Genomic DNA, 17,749 nt, shown 5'->3' on the forward strand with positions numbered 1-17,749 from the left:
GCGTTAGCTTCTATGTTTTACAACTTCGAATTTCCTTTAGCTCTATTATTTAAGGATTGACCTAATTTGTATTCGGCTTTTATTTCTTTCGTCTTATATTATAATTTCAAATGAACTTCTCATTAATATGCAAACAGCTTTCGTTGTTTGCGGTTGCAAAGGTAATGCTTATTTTTAAACTACAAAATAAAATCTTAAAAATTTTTACTCCCGTTTAAATCTCTTTTACCTCGTTTTTTCAATTTTCAATACTACTCGTCTTTCGTATTGAGAGTGCAAATATAAGACGCATTATTTTAACTTTCCAAATGGAATTTACAATTATTTTACATTAATACTTTAAATCATTGAATATGAGATTTATATTTTTTAAAATAAATTTTACCACACTTGAAATTATGTATAAATATACAATTTGATGCACTATCCATACTTTATCTATGCTTTATCTATACTGTATATAGGCTTGTACTATATAATAAGTAAAGCTAAAATGATATTAAATATTCTAGTTTAGATTAATTGATGTGGGTGATATAAAAAAATAATTATACTAATACCTCATCATTTAAAATATATTCGACTAAAGTACTTAAACATATACTTAATCCGATAAACACCGAACAAGCATCGAACAAACCCTACGGAAAGCATACAGAACATCTACAGCATAGATACAGCTTGCCTACACAACGCCTACAGCTCATCCGAAGAAATACTGCTTTAATGGCATTATGTTAAATACAATTTCTACCTACTCAAACGTTTCACTCTTCAAATAACTGGATTCATTTTTTTGTATTGTAAGATTACTTTCTTATATATAACTAACTTCTTATATTTGAAACAAAGCGATTAAAAAATGTTTACACCTCACTATCCACAACGAATAATTTGTTTAACAGAAGAAGGAACGGAAGTTTTATATGCAATAGGACAGGAAAGTCGTTTGGTTGGTATAAGCGGTTTTACTTACCGACCTCCGCAAGCACGTAAAGAAAAACCGAAAGTTTCTACATTTCTAGATGCGAAATTTGATGAAATTATTGCGCTCAAGCCTGATTTAGTGATAGGTTACTCGGATATGCAGGCTGAAATTGCAGCTGAATTGATTCGGCGCGGAATAGAAGTCTATATTTTTAATCATCATACAGTACAAGGTATCTTAGATTTTATCTTGAAGTTCTCTTCGTTACTTGGAAATAAAAAAGAAGGACAAATTTTATTGGATAAATACCAAAGAAATTTAGAAGATGCATACCGAATTGGCCAACAACTTCCTTTCTCTCCTATTGTCTTCTTTGAAGAATGGGATGAACCTATTATGAGTGGCTCTACTTGGGTAATGGAATTGATTGAAATATGTGGAGGAAAAATTTCACTTCCTGAATTAAAACCTCATTTCCACGCGAAGAATAGAATCACTACCCACGAAGAATATATTCTATCGAATCCAGAATTGATATTAGGATCCTGGTGTGGCAAAATGTTTAAACCTGAAAAGGTAAAACAACGTGAAGGATTTGATCAAATTACTGCTGTAAAACATAATCAAATCTTTGAAATTAAATCAGAATTAATATTACAACCTGGCCCAGCAGCTTTGACTGATGGCTTGAAACAATTAAAAAATATTATTCATCAATGTTCGGACTTCTACAATCCTTTACAATAAATCTCCTTTCATAAATAATGAATAAACAAATTTTTCATTTGGAATATATCCCTTGTGCTTTGTAGAAAACCATTCTCCATTTTCTTTTCCTATAATGAATTCTCCTACGATTCCGTAACGATAATTAGCAATAAATACGTAAGAAAGATCGATCATGTAATAACGTTCGATAGGCGTTGATTTAAAGAGACGAAATTTTCCATCTGCTGTAGGTATATCAGTGAAATAATCTATTTCCAAATGCATAGAATCATTTAGTTGAAGAATCCCAGATATCTTTTCTTGACTGAAATCAAATAAAGGCGTATTTCCAATGAAATATAAACTATCATGAATGGAAATTGATTGATGAATCGAATATTTTTTATTCCTGTTGAAAATTTCTCCAGACAAACGAAGTTTATGACAATCTTCTGAATCTTGAATCATTTTAAGTGATAATTCATTTAGATTTTTTTGATCTAAATAAGAAGTATCATAAGTACAATCTGAAGATTGACAACTCCAAATGAAAACTAATATAATAAGAAGAAAACTATTTTTCATAAACTTACGACTTAAAGTAAATATAATAAAAAAAGGAATCCTAATGGATTCCCTTTAAACTATTTGATCATATTTACTTCTCTTTCGAGTGTAATATTGAATTTGTTGTGTATATCTTGAATGATATTTTCGGAAAGTTCATATATTTCTTTTCCAGTTGCATTTCCATGATTTACTAAAACCAAAGCTTGCTTATCATGCACACCCGCATCACCAAAACGTTTTCCTTTCCAACCTGCTTGTTCAATTAACCAACCCGCAGCAATCTTAACACCATTTTCTGCTGGATAATGGACAATATTAGGATGTTGAGTAATTACATGATCAAAAGCTTCTTTTGAAATAACTGGATTTTTAAAGAAACTTCCTGAATTTCCAATTTGTGCAGGATCAGGTAATTTTGATTCACGAATATGAATTACAGCATTTGCAACATCTTGAATGGTTGGATGAGTTACACCTTGCACTTCCAATTCTTTTTGAATAGCACCATACGATGTTTTAAGTACATGGCTGTGTTTAGTTAATTTAAACGTTACTGCAACTAAAACAAATTGCCCTTTACATTCATTCTTAAAAATAGAATCACGGTAACCAAATTTACATTCTTCGTTTGTGAAAATATGTTCATCACCCGTTTCTAAAGATAAAACTTGGACTTCTGTAATTGTATCTTTTGCTTCTACTCCATAAGCCCCAATATTTTGGATTGGAGCAGTACCAACATTACCAGGAATTAAAGATAAATTCTCTAAACCTCCATAATTTTGTTGTAAAGTATATTGAATAAATTGATGCCAATTTTCACTTCCTTGGGCTTTTAACCATACGTAATTGTCATCTTCTTTAACAATTTCAATTCCTTTCAAGTTTAATTTCAAAGCCAATCCTTTAAAATCATTTACAAAAAGCATGTTACTCCCTCCTCCTATAAATAAAATTGGAAGGTCTCTTTGTCTTCGAAAAACCAATGCTTTTTTAAGATCTGTAAAATTATTAGCTTCTACAAAATAATCTGCTTTTGCATCTACACCAAATGTGTTATATAATTTTAAAGAATAGTTTTCTTGAATATTCATTCCTTTTAGTTTAAGCTATCTTATTGTACCAGGATATTGCACTAAAGCTTCTTTTAAGATTTCTACAGAACGTACTAAATCTTCTTCTTTTAATACATAAGCTAAACGAACCTCTTGTAAACCTGAATTTGGAGTACTATAAAAACCTGCACCTGGTGCCAACATTACAGTTTCTCCGTTTGAAGCAAAAGATTCTAATAACCAAATGGCAAATTTTTCAGCATTGTCTACCGGTAATTGAATCATACAATAAAATGCTCCTTTTGGATTTGGTACAATAACACCTGGAATTTGTTTTAGTCCATTTACTAAAACATCGCGGCGTTTAAGATATTCAGCACGACAATCTTCAAAGTATGTACCTACGTTTTGATGCGCTAAAGTTGCCATATATTGTGATAATTCCACTGGACTTAAACGAGCTTGAGCAAAACGCATAGCTGCATCTAAAAATGCTTGATTTCGAGTAACAATAGCACCTGAACGAGCACCGCACAATGAAAAACGTTTTGATTCAGAATCAATAACAATGGCATGATTTTTTAATTCAGGAAAACTTAAAACAGATGTAAAAGGTTCTTCTGTATACAAATATTCTGCATATACTTCATCTGCTATTAAATAGATGTCATGTTTTAAAACTATTTCCTTTAATTGCTCTAATTCCTCTTTAGAATATACATATCCAGTTGGGTTTCCCGGATTACAAATTAGAATAGCACGTGTTTTGTCTGTAATTTTTTTCGCAAACTCTTCTACTGGTGGTAAACCGAAATTATTTTCTATTGTAGATGGAACTGGAACAATATTTACATCATTTTCACAAGTAAAGCCATTATAATTTGCATAGAATGGTTCTGGAATAATAATTTCATCTCCTGGATTTGCAATAATTCCAAAAATAAATAATAAAGCCTCTGATCCTCCTAGTGTCGCTATAAAGTCTTTTTCTGTAACATCTATACCTCTATTATTATAGTAATTAGCTAATGCTTGTCTATATTCTAGCGTTCCTTCAGAATGCGTGTAAGAAACTACTTTAGATGGGAAGTTTTTCAATCCTTCTAAAACAGCATTAGGAGATTCGATATCAGGTTGACCAATATTTAAATGATAAACTTTAGTCCCTCTTTGTTTAGCAGCATCTGCGTAAGGTACTAACTTACGGATAGGTGACGCCGGCATTTTTTGTGATTTATCTGATAAAACTAACATTTCTTAAATAATTTGTTGTTAACTTATATTATTTTGGTATTGTATTTGTATCTTTAGATTGTAAATATACAATTCGTTTAATCTATAAAAAAAACTTTATTATGAGTAAATTAAATAATGCTTCTAAATTATTAGCTGGTTTAGCAATTGGAACTGCAATTGGTGCTGTTGTAGGATTACTATATGCCCCAGAATCAGGAACTGAGACAAGAAAAAAATTAAAAAAAGAAGCTGACAAGTACAAAAAAGATTTAGATAAATATGCTGGAGATTTTTCTGAAAAAGCTAAGAAAGCTAAAGCAGAATTAGAAGCTAAATTAGAAGAAGTTAAAGATAAATTAGCTGAGCAAAAGGATGAATTAATGGCAAAAGCTGAAGATCTTAAAGGAAAAGCAAAAGATAAAGCAAAAGATGTAAAGGATGAATTCCAAGAAAACGTTGGAGTATAATTCATTTAATTAAAAATTATTTTTTCAGTATAATTCTAGCCAACCATTTATGTTCGGAGATTTAAAAGACTATATTAATCAACGTATTACCCTAACTAAATATGAAATCATAGATTCTACCAGCAACATGCTTGCAGCTGGAGTCTTTGTATTAGTTATTGGATTTTCAGTCACATTTCTAATTTTATTAGGAAGTATTGCTATCGGATTTATGTTAGGGCACTATTTTGATAATTATGGATATGGTTTTTTAGCCGTAACAGGTATTTATTTATTATTTATAGCATTGTGTTTAATCTTTAGAAAAAACATAAAATTATTCTTGGCAAATATTGCCGTAGAAAATGCTATGAATGCTTTAACTAACCAAGAAGACGACGAAGATGAAGAATAAGACAAAACCTCAAATCAAGAATTTAAATGATTTAAGAATGGCTAAGAAGCTTCTAAAATCAGAAATGAAATTTGCTGAAAATAAACAGGAAAATTCATTATTGAATAAAGCTTTTAACCTTGCTTCTACTTTTAGTTCTGATCAAAATTTTGCTTCATCAAAAATTGAAAATTCGTTACATTGGATTGGTAACAAAGCAAGTGAAAAATATCCAATGAAAGGATTTAGTAAAATAATCATTTCAGGCTTAATTGTCCTAGCTGTTCCTCTAATTACAGCTAAAGTGCAAAGTTTTATCAATGAAAAATTACAATAAAAAAAATGGGCTTACTTTTAGTAAGCCTATTTTTTTATAATATGTTTTATAAAATTATTAAAATTTTCTTCGAAGTCTTTATAAGGTACAAAATGTTCTAGCTTATCATTCGTTACTAACATAATCTTAGCAGACTCATCCTTAAAATGTTCAAAAAATTCAATTTGTAATTTTGGGTCAATTATTTGGTCTTTTAAACCAATAAGGATCATAACATCTTTCTTAGGAAATTTTCCGTAAATATCTTCCGGAATATATTGTTTTACTTGTTCTACTACTGTTACTGCTGGATTTAACAAAAAGCATGGTAGATCTAATAATATAGCTAGATAAAAACTAAGTATACCTCCTAAACTTGTACCAGAAACAAAATCGATTTCTTCATTTTTGAATTTTTCATATAAACTATATACAATATCAGGTTGTTTATCGTAATCAATATTTGGAGCATATATATTGCCCAATTTTTGTAGATAATTCATTTTTTCATCCGTTACGAATCCTTGGTAACCATGTAAATATATTCCTTTCATTTTTTGAAATATTAATTATAAAAAAATCCATAACTTTTATGGTTATGGATTTTAAATATATAAAATTCTGATAGACTATGCTTCTTGTTCCGCTTGTTCTTCAGTTTTATTAGCATTTGGTAATTCACCTTTAAATAAGAATGAAATAATTTCCTTATTAACAGTACCTAACATACGTTGGAAAATCATAAACGATTCTTGTTTATAAATCACTAAAGGATCTTTTTGCTCATAAACTGCGTTTTGAGAAGTTTTACGTAAATCATCTACATCACGTAAGTGTTCTTTCCAGTTATCATCAATTAAAGATAATACGATTGATTTTTCAAAATCTTTCACTATTGTTTTACCTTTAGATTCATAAGCCTCTTTTAAATCACAAACAACAGTCATAGAACGTATACCATCTGTAAATGGAACTTGAATACGAGAGAACATATGTCCTTGATTTTCAAAAACTCCTGAGATTACAGGGAATGCTGTTTCTGCAACATATACCATTCTATTTTTGTAATCTACTAAAGCAGCATTATATACGATATCTACTAATTCTTTCACATTTTTAGAAGTAAATTCAGATTCAGTAACAGGCGTACCCATTGTAAAATACTTAATTAAATCTAATTCAAATTGTTTAAAATCTTCGAATTCTTTGTTTTCTTTTACAATTGCTGCAGAAACATCAAAGATCATATTAGCAATATCCACTTCAAGACGATCACCAAATAATGCATTACGACGACGTTTGTAAATAACTTCACGTTGTTTATTCATCACGTCATCATATTCTAATAAACGCTTACGAACACCGTAATTATTTTCTTCTACTTTTTTCTGCGCACGCTCTATCGATTTTGTAATCATTGAATGCTCAATAACTTCTCCATCTTTATGTCCCATTCTGTCCATTAATTTTGCAATTCTTTCAGAACCGAATAAACGCATTAATGAATCTTCTAAAGAGATATAGAATTGAGAAGAACCTGGATCACCTTGACGACCTGCACGACCTCTTAACTGACGGTCAACACGACGAGAATCATGACGCTCAGTACCAATAATAGCTAAACCTCCTAAATCTTTCACTTCTTTAGACAATTTAATATCGGTACCACGACCAGCCATATTTGTTGCAATAGTTACTGCACCAGGTTGACCAGCTTCTGTTACGATATCAGCTTCTTTTTTATGCAATTTAGCATTTAACACATTGTGTTTAATACCACGTAATTTTAAAGCTTTTCCTAATAATTCCGAAACTTCTACATTTGTAGTTCCCACTAAAACTGGACGTCTCTCATCTTGCGATAGACGTACAATCTCTTCAATTACAGCTTTATACTTTTCACGATTTGTTTTGAAAACAACATCATTTCTATCATGACGTAAAATCGGACGGTTAGTAGGGATTGAAACTACATCTAGGTTATAGATTTGCCAAAACTCACCCGCTTCAGTTTCCGCTGTACCAGTCATACCTCCTAATTTATTGTACATACGGAAGTAATTCTGTAAAGTAACCGTTGCAAAAGTTTGGGTAGCAGCTTCAATTTTAACATTTTCTTTCGCTTCAATTGCTTGGTGTAAACCGTCAGAATAACGACGACCATCCATAATACGACCTGTCGATTCATCTACAATTTTAACTTCTCCATCCACTACTACATATTCATTATCATTTTCGAATAATGTATATGCTTTTAATAATTGAGACATTGTATGAATACGCTCAGATTTGATAGAAAAGTCTCTAAAGAAATCTTCTTTTAATTGAGCAATTTCTTCTAAAGGTTTTCCTGAGTTTTCAATATTTGCTACGTTTGTAGATACATCTGGTAAGATGAAGAAATTTTCGTCCTCCATTCCTTTAGACAAATACTCAATACCTTTATCTGTTAAGTCAGACTGGTTACTTTTTTCTTCAATTGTGAAATATAAATGTTGATCAACTTTAGGCATTTCACGGTTATTATCTTGGATAAAGTAAGCTTCTGTTTTTTGTAACTGTGCTCTTACTCCATCTTGCGACAAGAATTTAATCAAAGGTTTATATTTAGGTAAACCACGGAAAACTTGGTATAATTTAAATCCACCTTCTTTTAAATCTCCTGCTTTAAATAAAGCTTTCGCTTCATTCAAGGTTTTACCTAACAACTCACGTTGTAAGTTATATAACGTTTCAATTTTTGGTTTTAAGACATCAAATTCATGACGATCCCCTTGAGGAACTGGTCCAGAAATAATTAATGGCGTACGTGCATCATCAATTAAAACAGAATCGACCTCATCGACAATTGCATAATTTAATTCCCCTTGTACTAACGCATCTGGAGAATTTGCCATGTTATCACGTAAATAATCGAAACCAAATTCGTTATTAGTTCCGTACACGATATCAGATGCATATGCTTTTTTACGTCCTGGTGAGTTAGGCTGGTGATTATCGATACAATCAACCGTTAAACCGTGGAAATTAAAAATTGGTCGCATCCACGCCATATCACGTTTAGCTAAATAATCATTCACTGTTACTAAGTGAACTCCACGTCCAGTTAAGGCATTTAAATACATTGGTAATGTTGCAACTAATGTTTTTCCTTCACCAGTTTGCATTTCGGCAATTTTACCTAAGTGTAAAGCCGAACCACCAATAAACTGAACATCATAATGAGACATATCCCATTTAACTTTACGCCCTGCAGCATCCCATTCATTATACCATACAGCCGTATTTTCGTCCTGTAAAGTTACATAGTCTGCCCCTGCTTGTGCCAACTCACGATCAAAATCAGTAGCCGTTACAATTAATTGTTCATTAGTTGTAAAACGTTTTCCAGTTTCACGCATTACAGCAAAAGCTTCAGGAAGAATTTCTAGTAAAATCTTTTCCTCAACTTGGTACGCTTCTTTATTAATACGGTCAATTTCTGCATAGATAGCTTCTTTTTCCGTAAAATCTTCAGTTGCTTCTACTTTAGTTTTTAACTCATTAATTTGAGTAGTAAAATCGACAGTTGCATCTTTAATTTTCTTTTTAAAACTAACTGTTCTTCCTCTTAACTCATCAATAGTTAAAGCTTCTAAAGTTGGACCAAATCCATTGGCTAAATCTACGTATTTGCGTAGTTCTTTTACATCTTTTTCATTCTTATTTCCTAAGAAACCCTGTAAAATTTTGTTTATAATATTCATATTGTAGCTCGTTCTTTTTAATAACTCAAGTTGTTTAAGCTTCAGTTATTTCACAGCAAATATACATCAACTATGTTTGAAATAATTTGTTATAGAATTGAAAAAAGCCCCAATTTGGGCTTTTTATATTAATATTCGTCTTCGTTCCAAAGAAAATCGTCATCTGTTGGATAATCCGCCCAGATTTCTTCAATACTTTCGTAAGAATCTCCTTCGTCCTCGATAGATTGTAAATTTTCAACAACTTCTAATGGTGCTCCAGTACGGATTGCATAATCAATTAATTCATCTTTCGTTGCTGGCCATGGTGCATCACTTAAGTAAGATGCCAATTCTAAAGTCCAATACATAGTTTTTCTATTTATTTCTATTATTCGTAGAGACCGTTTGAAGGCTCTATTGATTCTATATTCAGAAATTCCGAATCAAATAATTTGCCAAAGTCAAACTGTCAGTCTTTTGTTTAATTTAATCTTAAAGCTAAAAATATTTTAATTATTTTTAGCGACTAAATATAATAAAATGGACACGAATATAACAAAATTATTTGCAATAAAATACCCAATAATTCAAGGCGGAATGATTTGGAATAGCGGATGGCGTTTAGCCTCAGCAGTTAGCAACGCTGGAGGACTTGGTTTAATAGGTGCTGGTAGTATGTATCCAGATGTATTAAGAGAGCATATTCGCAAATGTAAAGCTGCTACTTCAAAGCCTTTCGGAGTAAATGTTCCAATGCTTTACCCCAATATTGAAGAAATAATGCAGATTATTATAGAAGAAGGCGTACAAATCATCTTTACTTCAGCAGGAAGTCCTAAGACATGGACAGAAATTTTACAAAAAGAAGGTCTTAAAGTAGCTCATGTAGTGAGTAGTACAACATTTGCAAAAAAATGTGTAGATGCAGGTGTAAATGCTGTCGTGGCAGAAGGTTTTGAGGCAGGTGGTCATAATGGCAGAGATGAGACCACTACTTTATGTCTTATTCCTAATGTCAGACAGGCGATCGATATTCCTTTGATTGCTGCTGGTGGAATTGGTACTGGTTCTCAAATGTTAGCCGCAATGGCACTTGGAGCGGACGGTGTACAGATTGGTTCTCGCTTTGCGGCCACTGAAGAGTCTTCAGCTTCTTTAATTTATAAAGAAGAAATTATTAAAGCTAATGAAGGAGATACATCTCTAACGTTGAAAGAGCTTGCGCCGGTACGTTTAATTAAAAATCAATTTTATGATGAAATACAAGAATTGTACAAAAAGGGGACTTCCGCTGACGAACTAAAAGCTCATTTAGGTAGAGGAAGATCTAAAAAAGGTATGTTTGAAGGTAATTTATTAGAAGGTGAATTAGAAATAGGTCAGGTTTCTGCATTAATTCATAAAATATCTACAGTACAAGAAGTATTTGATGAATTAATTTTAGATTTTAATAAAGCGAAAGATACTATTGCGCGATTCTAATTTATCAAGCGATCGATTATCTTCATATTTTAATAACCTCTTTAATTCTATCAATAAAAATTGCGGTTCAAATTAATTTGAACCGCAATTTTTATATTCTACCTTGGTCTTTTAGTTTCCAATATCTCAACAAACCATTGACTGACATCCAACTAGGATTTGCGTATTCATAAGTCTGAATCTGATCCTTTTCTAATCCTTTTTCTTTAAACTGTTTTTCTGTAAATTCTACAAATAAGGGTACAATTTTATCCGAAGGAATATTGTCTTCATAAAAAGGTTTAATATAATTAGCCCACTGATCTAAAACAATTTCTAATTCATCAAAAACTTCGTTTGGATTTTCTTGTTTACCATAATGGGTTAAATAAAGAGCTTCAGGTTTTAAACTCCTTAATTTATCGATGGATTGTTTCCATAATTCTATATTTATATCTGGAGGTGGACATGGAGGAACTACTGGCCCATTATTTATTCTCACACCACCTACGTCACCTGTAAAAATAACATCACCAATTTTATATGCGTTATGATGTACTGCGTGTCCAGGAGTATAAATAACTTCTACTTCTACATCTCCAAATTCTATTGTTTGTCCATCTTTTACTCCATCTAACTGATCTTCTGGTATTGGTTTCATCTCCCCCCATAATGTATTCATGTCTTCTCCATAAATTTGAGCAGCTGAATTCCATAATTTTTCTGGATGTTGTAAATGAGGTACTCCTATTGGATGAACAAAAATTTTTGCTCCATGTTCTGCAAATTTCCAAGCTGCGCCTGCATGATCAAAATGAATATGAGTTAATAATATATTTTCTATATCTTTTACTTGATAACCAATTTTTTCAATTTCCTCTTTTAACTTTTCAAAAGTAGACATTGGACCAGTTTCTATGAGAATAGGACCTTGCTGAGTTTCTATAAGATAAGAAGCAATGGAATGATTTTCCTTCTGAAAGTATAAATCTAAGGTATGTATTTTTATCATTTTATAATATATCTTCTACTGTATAAGTTATTCCGTTAAATTCTATCGTATCACCTTTTCTTTTTCCTACTATAGCTTGGAAAATTGGAGCTTGGGTACTGATCCCAATAAATTTCTTATTTCCCCACTCAAATTCTTTAAAAGCTAAACCAATTACAAAATTAACTCGGTCAGTAAAAACTACATTTCCTTCTGTAATTTCATTAATTAGTTCAGGACGAACAGTGCGAAAAGCTTCTAAGTTTTCTTTTGCTTGCTCAATTCTAACTTGTAAACTTCTTGCAGATTCCGTTGATTGATTTTGTTGCGCAAAATCATCCATTTTTAAACTTGTTTCTTCATCTAAATCTGCTCCATCAGAATAAATTTTATGAGAATCTTCTAAGGCTTTAATTTCTTTTTCTTTTAAAGAAATTAAATGATCTTTAACTTCTTTTCTTGTATAATTTTTACTCATTTTTATAGGTTTGATTACTTAAATTTACAATAAATAAAAAACTCCTGAAATAAATTTCAGGAGTTTTTAAAAATTTAAAAAATATTGTTTTAGCAATTAATTATTTTGCGAAGCTGTTTCTTGCACCACCTGCACTAAAAATAGATAGCATACGACTTTTTTGGCCTTCAGTAAACATATACAATCCTCTATCGTCACTGTAATCCATATAATTCATTGTCATTTCTACTGGACTACCTGAACAAGTACTATAGTGTGGGAATGTTGGAACTCCATAATTAGCTGTATTATGCGTCGGAGTATCTGCTACATAATCTGTCCCACAATTTGTATCTCCCCAGATGTGTCTTAAATTCATCCAGTGTCCAACTTCGTGCGTAGCTGTTCTTCCTAAGTTAAAAGGATACGTAGCTGTACCAGTAGTCCCAATATACCTAGAATCTATAACTACACCATCCGTCGATGAACTTCCTCCAGGAAATTGTGCATATCCTAATATACCATTACCAATTGTACATACCCATAAATTTAATTTGGTAGTTGGAGAAGTTGGTAAAATACCTGAACTTTTTTTCATTAAATCGGCTGTACCCCAAGATGTTTTATTTACATTTTTACGTATAATTTGATCCAATTCGAAACGAACACCAACATTCGCTTTTACGCCAGAAAAAATAGAGGGAACATTGGAAAAATCAGCATTTTGTGCATTAAAATCCTTGTTTAAGACATCTATCTGAGATTGAATTTGAGTTGCGGAAATATTTTCTGCTGCGGTTTTGTAAATTACATTCACAACCACAGGTATTACAATAGTTCCGTTTACTAATTTAGCTTGAGATAAATCAAAGTTTTGAGTATGCTCTTCAATCATTTGCATTTTTGCACGTAATTCAGGATTACTATTTAATTGTGCTTGAAACACCTCATCAGTTGCACAAGCTCTTGCTACAATTTGCCCATCTGATGATTCCTCATACATTTCGTTTTTATCTTCATCATTACATGCTGTAAAAAGCACAAGCGATGCTAATACCATCATTAATTTCTTCATTATTAAATATTTATTAGTGTTAATTAATTAAAATTAATAAATATATTTTAATTAATCATTAACATATTTAACATTTTATTCAATTAATTTCATTTTAACAGGATATATCTTACACAAAACTTAATAAAATAAGCTATTTAATAAAGAATAATTAATTACACACTATAAAAAAAGCATTCATATATACTATGAATGCTTTTTCATGAAGAAAATATTCCTCTATTTTTTAGTTTTTATGGTACAACCTATTGCTACAGTTGTAGGCACTTTAACTTCTTTATTATTTAATAAACTATTTACAGCATCCTGCACATAATATTCAGTTACATCGTTTACATCTTCATAATTATTGTCAATTGCACCGATGTATTTAACTATATTCTTTGCACCTTCTTTTTTTAATATAAATACATGAGGCGTTTTTGTAGCGCCATACTGTGGATATATTTTTTGTTGCTCATCTACCAAATATGGGAAAGTAAATCCTTTTTCCTCTGCCCTTTTCTTCATTTCTATAAAGTTATCTTGGGGCTGGACTATAGGATCATTTGGATTAATCGCAATTACAGGATATCCTAATTCTTTATACTTAAGATCCAGTGCAATAATCCGATCTTCGTAGGCTTTCGCATATGGGCAATGGTTACAAGTGAAAATAACTATAAATCCCTTTGCAGATGTATAATCTTTTAAAGAAATATATTTATTGTCAATGTTTTTTAATTTAAAATCTGTGGCTTCGTCTCCAATTTTGTATTGCGCATTAACTACACAACACAAAGCTAGCATACAAGTTGTAAAGAGAAATTTTAAGGAATTTTTCATAGGTAAGATTTTTTCTTATTCAATATAAGTTTGTACATGATGTTTTAGTTCATCTTTACTCATTTCCGCTCCTACGAAATGAACCTTTTGTCCATTTTTATAAAATGCGGTAACTGGAATATTTCCACTCCAAGATTTATCAATTGCAGGAATCCATTCGTTCATGCGCTTGTTGTCGTCTAATAAAACAACCTCAGCTTGTATATCAAATTTTTTAATGAATGATTTTACCCCCTCTAATTGTTTTGCTCGATCCATAGACACAAAAATCAATTTAAATTTCGGGTTATTTTTATATTCTTCATTTACTTGTAGAAAGTTTGGCATTTCTTCCACACATGGTCCACACCAAGTTGCCCAAAAATTAACTACGATAAGTTGATCAGTCGGTTGGTTTATTTTCTCAAATAGTTGTTCATATTTAATAACTTTTATTTCATCATAAGTATCTTGAGCATTAAGTTGACCTAAACCTAGAATGGCCATAAATGACAATATTGTAAAAAATTTCATTTCAATTTTATTTTAGAGTTAAAGTTAATTGTTTTGAATAATGTAAGAAAATGTAAATAGGATTTTAACTCAAATTTTGTAATTGCATTTAAATTATCGAATTTTGTAAAAATTAAATAATCTTGTACTCAAAAGAAGAATCATATCAAAAGAAGAAAGATTTTTGGATTTCGTATGGTGGATATATGAAATTGCAAAAAAATGCCGAAGGTGAATCTATTAACTGGATAAACTATAAAACAGGTGTTAAAGGAATCTATTTTCGTACAAATGTTGAACGTAAGCACGCTGATGTGATGATTATGATAGATCATCCCGATGCAGATATTAGACAACTGATTTGGGAGCAATTTGAAGAATATGAAATTGTACTTAAAAGTTACGTTGGTGAAGATTGGATTTGGGAAGCAAATGCATATGACGACGAAGGAAAAGAAATTTCCACGATAAAAAAAACCTTAGATCATGTAAGTATTTTTAGAGATGAAGATTGGCCGACAATCATCAGCTTTCTTAAGGAGAGAATGAAAAATCTTGATGAATTTTGGATAGATCATAAGGAAAGCTTTGAGATATTTAAATAGAAAATAGGGCAATTGTGCCCTATTTTTTATTTAAATACAACTGCTTTTTATAAACGATTATTGGATATAACATTCAATCGTTTCAATTTCAATTAATTCTTTTGCTTCTGTAATTAGACTATCTAATAATTGATTATCTAATTCTAAAGATTTTAAATATTCTTGTTTTTCAATAATATCTTTTACTAGTAAGCATCCTGCTTTTAAAAGAATTTGTATTTGATCTTTATGAAGGGTTGTTAAACATGTTATAGGATATATTGCAAGGTTATCAATCAAGTATTTTAAGCTCATATTTTCTGGATAATTCCACGAAATCATTCCTATTTTATAATATTCTGCCCAATCAGTACTATCAGATGTTAAATATGCATTTGTAATTAGAAACCCTTTGGTAGGCTTCATATTTTTATTAAAAAAAGTATATTCCTTATCTTTTACATCTATCATACGAGACATAAAATACATCGGAGTTGTGACGCTTATTTTAGCATCAATATCATTTCTGAATTTACATTCACAAAAAAACAATTTATCTTCTTTTTGCGCTACAACATCAATTTCATGCGTTACAGCATTTCCTTGCACCGTAATTCCATTAACTGCATTAAAACCTGAGGTTTCCATTAATCTTTTGATGTATTTCTCAAAATAAAACCCTTCCGGTCCCAGATCTCTTAATGCTTTCTTTAGACTATATCTAGCCGCATATGAATTTCTATATTTTTTTAAATTTTCAAAAGCTAAATTATATAAATCTTGAGTTGGTATTCCGTCATAGATATCTGGTGTCATTAATTCAAAAACTTCTGCAACCTCATCCTTTGTTGCCCCCGATTTTGTTAATGATATTTTTAAAGCTTTAGGGTTATAGTCAATTAATTCACCGTTGAATTTTTTTACTTGCATGTTTAGTTGTTTATTTCTCTAATTTATTAAAAAATAGATTAATCATCGGTGCATTTCTGAAATTAATAATAAAGATTATCTTTGCCGAACTTATAAAAATTTTACATGAAATTAGATGCACTTTTACAAGAACGTAGTGGGAATAAATGTGAGTTGAGTGGTGAAACTGGTAAATTAAATATTTATGAAGTTAATCCTGATGCAACAAGTAATCCTGACCGTATTATTTTGATCAGCGAAAAATGTTTAGCGCAAATTGAGAAAAGAGAAGAATTAGATGGTGCGTTTTGGGAATCAATATTATTAACTTCAATGTGGAGCGAGGTTCCTGGAGTACAAGTGATATCTTGGCGAATGCTGAACCGTTTTCGTAATGAAAGCTGGGCTGCAGATGCCTTAGATATGATGTATTTAGATGAAGAATCTTTAGAATGGGCAAAAGCTTCTGGGGATCATATTGGTGATGGAACAGTACAATTGCACAAAGATTGTAACGGAAATATTTTAGCGAATGGAGACACTGTTACATTAACAAAGGATTTAGATGTAAAAGGATCTTCTTTAAACGCTAAAATAGGAACAGCAGTTCGTAATATCCGATTAGTGCATGATAATCATGAACAAATTGAAGGTAAAGTAGAAGGACAATCCATTGTAATTCTAACAAAATATGTTAAGAAACAAGCTTAGTTATTAAGTTTAGATACTATAAAAAAATGGTGATTATTTATAATAATCACCATTTTTCTTAATCTCCTATAATAAGTTTATCCATTGACAATTTAAGACATAATTGGCTGCCTAATTCTAAGCCTAATTCTAAATATTTTTCGCCCATATTTTCTTGATCGTTCATCACAAAATAAGAATACATTAAGCCATATCCATCCGAATTACCTAACTCTATTACTTGTTGTGCGATAAGTTTTAAAGTTTCAAAATCTACTTTGTAATTCTCTTCATTCTGGTTTCTATTCATTAATTGATGCGTAAGAAATGAGAAATTTTGAATACAACCTAAATCAAATCCTTCCTGACATAATTTTATATTTTCTTCGTTTCTTAAAATTAAATCCTTAATTGATTGTTGATCATTAGAAAAGATTGAAATTTCTCGTTGTACATTATTTTTATAAAATCTTTTTAGCCATTCAGCTCTAGGATTACTTAAATCTATTTGATTAATAGAAATCAATGAACTTTTTTTTGATTTTAATGTTTGATTTTTCTCCCATTTAGACAATCCAACTAATTTATTTTTTTCTAATTTATATACCGCGATTTCCATATTTCTAAATATGAAAAGACTATCATTTTCGTAATAATATTCTGCTGGAAATTCTTTATTCACAAGCATTTTACCATTTTCAAAAAAGATAAAATTATTATTTAGGTATTTGGAATTCCCTATAAATTCGCCAGATAAATCATTTTTAGGTTGTGCATTAATAACATTTATTAAGCCTGAGAGTAGGCTTATCCATAAAATTAATTTCCATTTCATATATGTGCTAATTACTTTAAATATAATAAAAAGTAAATTAATATGGAAT

Annotated in this window: 20 protein-coding genes; 7 read left to right on the forward strand and 13 right to left on the reverse strand. The window is 30.7% G+C overall.

The annotated features are described in order from the left end of the window. Positions 1-862 precede the first annotated feature (862 nt). Positions 863-1,675 carry an ABC transporter substrate-binding protein gene (locus IM532_RS12460; RefSeq protein WP_194183819.1) on the forward strand — a complete coding sequence of 271 codons (813 nt, stop codon included), beginning with the start codon at positions 863-865 and terminating at the stop codon, positions 1,673-1,675. On the opposite strand, the gene IM532_RS12465 is transcribed toward IM532_RS12460, so the two are convergent. Genes IM532_RS12465 through IM532_RS12475 form a run of 3 tightly spaced genes read right to left on the reverse strand, consistent with a single transcriptional unit; the run spans position 1,667 to position 4,515 of the window. Beyond that, positions 1,667-2,221 (reverse strand): hypothetical protein, encoded by a 555-nt coding sequence (locus tag IM532_RS12465; protein WP_194183821.1) that lies wholly within the window; start codon positions 2,219-2,221, stop codon positions 1,667-1,669. The two genes, IM532_RS12460 and IM532_RS12465, sit on opposite strands and share 9 nt — an antisense overlap. A gap of 59 nt (positions 2,222-2,280) precedes the next feature. Further along, complete coding sequence (murB, locus tag IM532_RS12470; protein WP_194183823.1) at positions 2,281-3,300, reverse strand: UDP-N-acetylmuramate dehydrogenase; 1,020 nt, start codon at positions 3,298-3,300, stop codon at positions 2,281-2,283. Between the two features lie 15 nt (positions 3,301-3,315). Further along, complete coding sequence (locus tag IM532_RS12475) at positions 3,316-4,515, reverse strand: pyridoxal phosphate-dependent aminotransferase (RefSeq protein WP_194183825.1); 1,200 nt, start codon at positions 4,513-4,515, stop codon at positions 3,316-3,318. 101 nt (positions 4,516-4,616) lie between these two features. On the opposite strand from IM532_RS12475, the gene IM532_RS12480 reads away from it, so the two are divergent. Genes IM532_RS12480 through IM532_RS12490 form a run of 3 tightly spaced genes read left to right on the forward strand, consistent with a single transcriptional unit; the run spans position 4,617 to position 5,674 of the window. Next, positions 4,617-4,964 carry a YtxH domain-containing protein gene (locus tag IM532_RS12480; RefSeq protein ID WP_194183827.1) on the forward strand — a complete coding sequence of 116 codons (348 nt, stop codon included), beginning with the start codon at positions 4,617-4,619 and terminating at the stop codon, positions 4,962-4,964. A 49-nt stretch (positions 4,965-5,013) separates the two neighbouring features. Further along, positions 5,014-5,358 carry a phage holin family protein gene (locus IM532_RS12485; protein WP_194183829.1) on the forward strand — a complete coding sequence of 115 codons (345 nt, stop codon included), beginning with the start codon at positions 5,014-5,016 and terminating at the stop codon, positions 5,356-5,358. Continuing rightward, positions 5,348-5,674: a hypothetical protein gene (locus IM532_RS12490; protein ID WP_194183831.1), complete on the forward strand. Its 327-nt coding sequence runs from the start codon at positions 5,348-5,350 to the stop codon at positions 5,672-5,674. The genes IM532_RS12485 and IM532_RS12490 overlap by 11 nt, the downstream gene beginning before the upstream one ends. 26 nt (positions 5,675-5,700) lie before the next feature. Here the strand turns inward: IM532_RS12490 and IM532_RS12495 are convergent, their stop codons facing one another. From IM532_RS12495 to IM532_RS12505, 3 genes are all read right to left on the reverse strand, one after another. Continuing rightward, a complete protein-coding gene (locus tag IM532_RS12495; protein WP_194183833.1) occupies positions 5,701-6,207 on the reverse strand; it encodes a YqiA/YcfP family alpha/beta fold hydrolase in 507 nt (168 codons plus the stop codon). A gap of 75 nt (positions 6,208-6,282) precedes the next feature. Then, entirely contained in the window at positions 6,283-9,399 is a 3,117-nt protein-coding gene (gene secA / locus IM532_RS12500; protein WP_194183834.1) for a preprotein translocase subunit SecA, read from the reverse strand. Between the two features lie 128 nt (positions 9,400-9,527). Then, positions 9,528-9,749: a DUF2795 domain-containing protein gene (locus IM532_RS12505; RefSeq protein WP_019976296.1), complete on the reverse strand. Its 222-nt coding sequence runs from the start codon at positions 9,747-9,749 to the stop codon at positions 9,528-9,530. A 172-nt stretch (positions 9,750-9,921) separates the two neighbouring features. Between IM532_RS12505 and IM532_RS12510 the strand changes: the two genes are divergently transcribed. Next, a complete protein-coding gene (locus tag IM532_RS12510; RefSeq protein WP_194183835.1) occupies positions 9,922-10,863 on the forward strand; it encodes an NAD(P)H-dependent flavin oxidoreductase in 942 nt (313 codons plus the stop codon). 91 nt (positions 10,864-10,954) lie between these two features. Here IM532_RS12510 and IM532_RS12515 read toward each other — a convergent pair whose 3' ends face one another. The 5 genes from IM532_RS12515 to IM532_RS12535 all read right to left on the reverse strand — a co-directional run bounded on the left by IM532_RS12515 (position 10,955) and on the right by IM532_RS12535 (position 14,703). Then, on the reverse strand, positions 10,955-11,854 hold the full coding sequence (locus tag IM532_RS12515; RefSeq protein ID WP_194183836.1) for an MBL fold metallo-hydrolase: 900 nt from the start codon (positions 11,852-11,854) through the stop codon (positions 10,955-10,957). Position 11,855: 1 nt separating this feature from the next. After that, entirely contained in the window at positions 11,856-12,311 is a 456-nt protein-coding gene (locus tag IM532_RS12520; RefSeq protein ID WP_194183837.1) for a hypothetical protein, read from the reverse strand. 100 nt (positions 12,312-12,411) lie between these two features. Beyond that, positions 12,412-13,365: a zinc metalloprotease gene (locus IM532_RS12525; RefSeq protein ID WP_194183838.1), complete on the reverse strand. Its 954-nt coding sequence runs from the start codon at positions 13,363-13,365 to the stop codon at positions 12,412-12,414. A 219-nt stretch (positions 13,366-13,584) separates the two neighbouring features. Continuing rightward, entirely contained in the window at positions 13,585-14,154 is a 570-nt protein-coding gene (locus IM532_RS12530) for a thioredoxin family protein (RefSeq protein ID WP_228063731.1), read from the reverse strand. A gap of 51 nt (positions 14,155-14,205) precedes the next feature. After that, positions 14,206-14,703: a TlpA family protein disulfide reductase gene (locus IM532_RS12535; RefSeq protein ID WP_194183840.1), complete on the reverse strand. Its 498-nt coding sequence runs from the start codon at positions 14,701-14,703 to the stop codon at positions 14,206-14,208. Positions 14,704-14,825: 122 nt separating this feature from the next. Between IM532_RS12535 and IM532_RS12540 the strand changes: the two genes are divergently transcribed. Beyond that, positions 14,826-15,287, forward strand: coding sequence for a DUF4268 domain-containing protein (locus IM532_RS12540; RefSeq protein WP_194183841.1), 462 nt, complete (start codon positions 14,826-14,828; stop codon positions 15,285-15,287). A 57-nt stretch (positions 15,288-15,344) separates the two neighbouring features. Here the strand turns inward: IM532_RS12540 and IM532_RS12545 are convergent, their stop codons facing one another. Next, entirely contained in the window at positions 15,345-16,196 is an 852-nt protein-coding gene (locus tag IM532_RS12545) for a restriction endonuclease (RefSeq protein WP_194183842.1), read from the reverse strand. Between the two features lie 105 nt (positions 16,197-16,301). Between IM532_RS12545 and IM532_RS12550 the strand changes: the two genes are divergently transcribed. Beyond that, entirely contained in the window at positions 16,302-16,886 is a 585-nt protein-coding gene (locus tag IM532_RS12550; RefSeq protein WP_194183843.1) for a PhnA domain-containing protein, read from the forward strand. A gap of 58 nt (positions 16,887-16,944) precedes the next feature. On the opposite strand, the gene IM532_RS12555 is transcribed toward IM532_RS12550, so the two are convergent. Further along, positions 16,945-17,700, reverse strand: a complete 756-nt coding sequence (locus IM532_RS12555) for a hypothetical protein (RefSeq protein WP_194183844.1) — start codon at positions 17,698-17,700, stop codon at positions 16,945-16,947. Positions 17,701-17,749: the final 49 nt, after the last annotated feature.

It is taken from the genome of Faecalibacter rhinopitheci (genome assembly GCF_015234135.1).
Lineage (GTDB): Bacteria > Bacteroidota > Bacteroidia > Flavobacteriales > Weeksellaceae > Empedobacter > Empedobacter rhinopitheci.

Bases quoted from the DNA above. Each gene is read 5' to 3' on its own strand.
- IM532_RS12460 (WP_194183819.1), top strand. From the start codon at position 863: ATGTTTACACCTCACTATCCACAACGAATAATTTGTTTAACAGAAGAA.
- IM532_RS12465 (WP_194183821.1), bottom strand. From the start codon at position 2,221: ATGAAAAATAGTTTTCTTCTTATTATATTAGTTTTCATTTGGAGTTGT.
- murB (WP_194183823.1), bottom strand. From the start codon at position 3,300: ATGAATATTCAAGAAAACTATTCTTTAAAATTATATAACACATTTGGT.
- IM532_RS12475 (WP_194183825.1), bottom strand. From the start codon at position 4,515: ATGTTAGTTTTATCAGATAAATCACAAAAAATGCCGGCGTCACCTATC.
- IM532_RS12480 (WP_194183827.1), top strand. From the start codon at position 4,617: ATGAGTAAATTAAATAATGCTTCTAAATTATTAGCTGGTTTAGCAATT.
- IM532_RS12485 (WP_194183829.1), top strand. From the start codon at position 5,014: ATGTTCGGAGATTTAAAAGACTATATTAATCAACGTATTACCCTAACT.
- IM532_RS12490 (WP_194183831.1), top strand. From the start codon at position 5,348: ATGAAGAATAAGACAAAACCTCAAATCAAGAATTTAAATGATTTAAGA.
- IM532_RS12495 (WP_194183833.1), bottom strand. From the start codon at position 6,207: ATGAAAGGAATATATTTACATGGTTACCAAGGATTCGTAACGGATGAA.
- secA (WP_194183834.1), bottom strand. From the start codon at position 9,399: ATGAATATTATAAACAAAATTTTACAGGGTTTCTTAGGAAATAAGAAT.
- IM532_RS12505 (WP_019976296.1), bottom strand. From the start codon at position 9,749: ATGTATTGGACTTTAGAATTGGCATCTTACTTAAGTGATGCACCATGG.
- IM532_RS12510 (WP_194183835.1), top strand. From the start codon at position 9,922: ATGGACACGAATATAACAAAATTATTTGCAATAAAATACCCAATAATT.
- IM532_RS12515 (WP_194183836.1), bottom strand. From the start codon at position 11,854: ATGATAAAAATACATACCTTAGATTTATACTTTCAGAAGGAAAATCAT.
- IM532_RS12520 (WP_194183837.1), bottom strand. From the start codon at position 12,311: ATGAGTAAAAATTATACAAGAAAAGAAGTTAAAGATCATTTAATTTCT.
- IM532_RS12525 (WP_194183838.1), bottom strand. From the start codon at position 13,365: ATGAAGAAATTAATGATGGTATTAGCATCGCTTGTGCTTTTTACAGCA.
- IM532_RS12530 (WP_228063731.1), bottom strand. From the start codon at position 14,154: ATGCTAGCTTTGTGTTGTGTAGTTAATGCGCAATACAAAATTGGAGAC.
- IM532_RS12535 (WP_194183840.1), bottom strand. From the start codon at position 14,703: ATGAAATTTTTTACAATATTGTCATTTATGGCCATTCTAGGTTTAGGT.
- IM532_RS12545 (WP_194183842.1), bottom strand. From the start codon at position 16,196: ATGCAAGTAAAAAAATTCAACGGTGAATTAATTGACTATAACCCTAAA.
- IM532_RS12550 (WP_194183843.1), top strand. From the start codon at position 16,302: ATGAAATTAGATGCACTTTTACAAGAACGTAGTGGGAATAAATGTGAG.
- IM532_RS12555 (WP_194183844.1), bottom strand. From the start codon at position 17,700: ATGAAATGGAAATTAATTTTATGGATAAGCCTACTCTCAGGCTTAATA.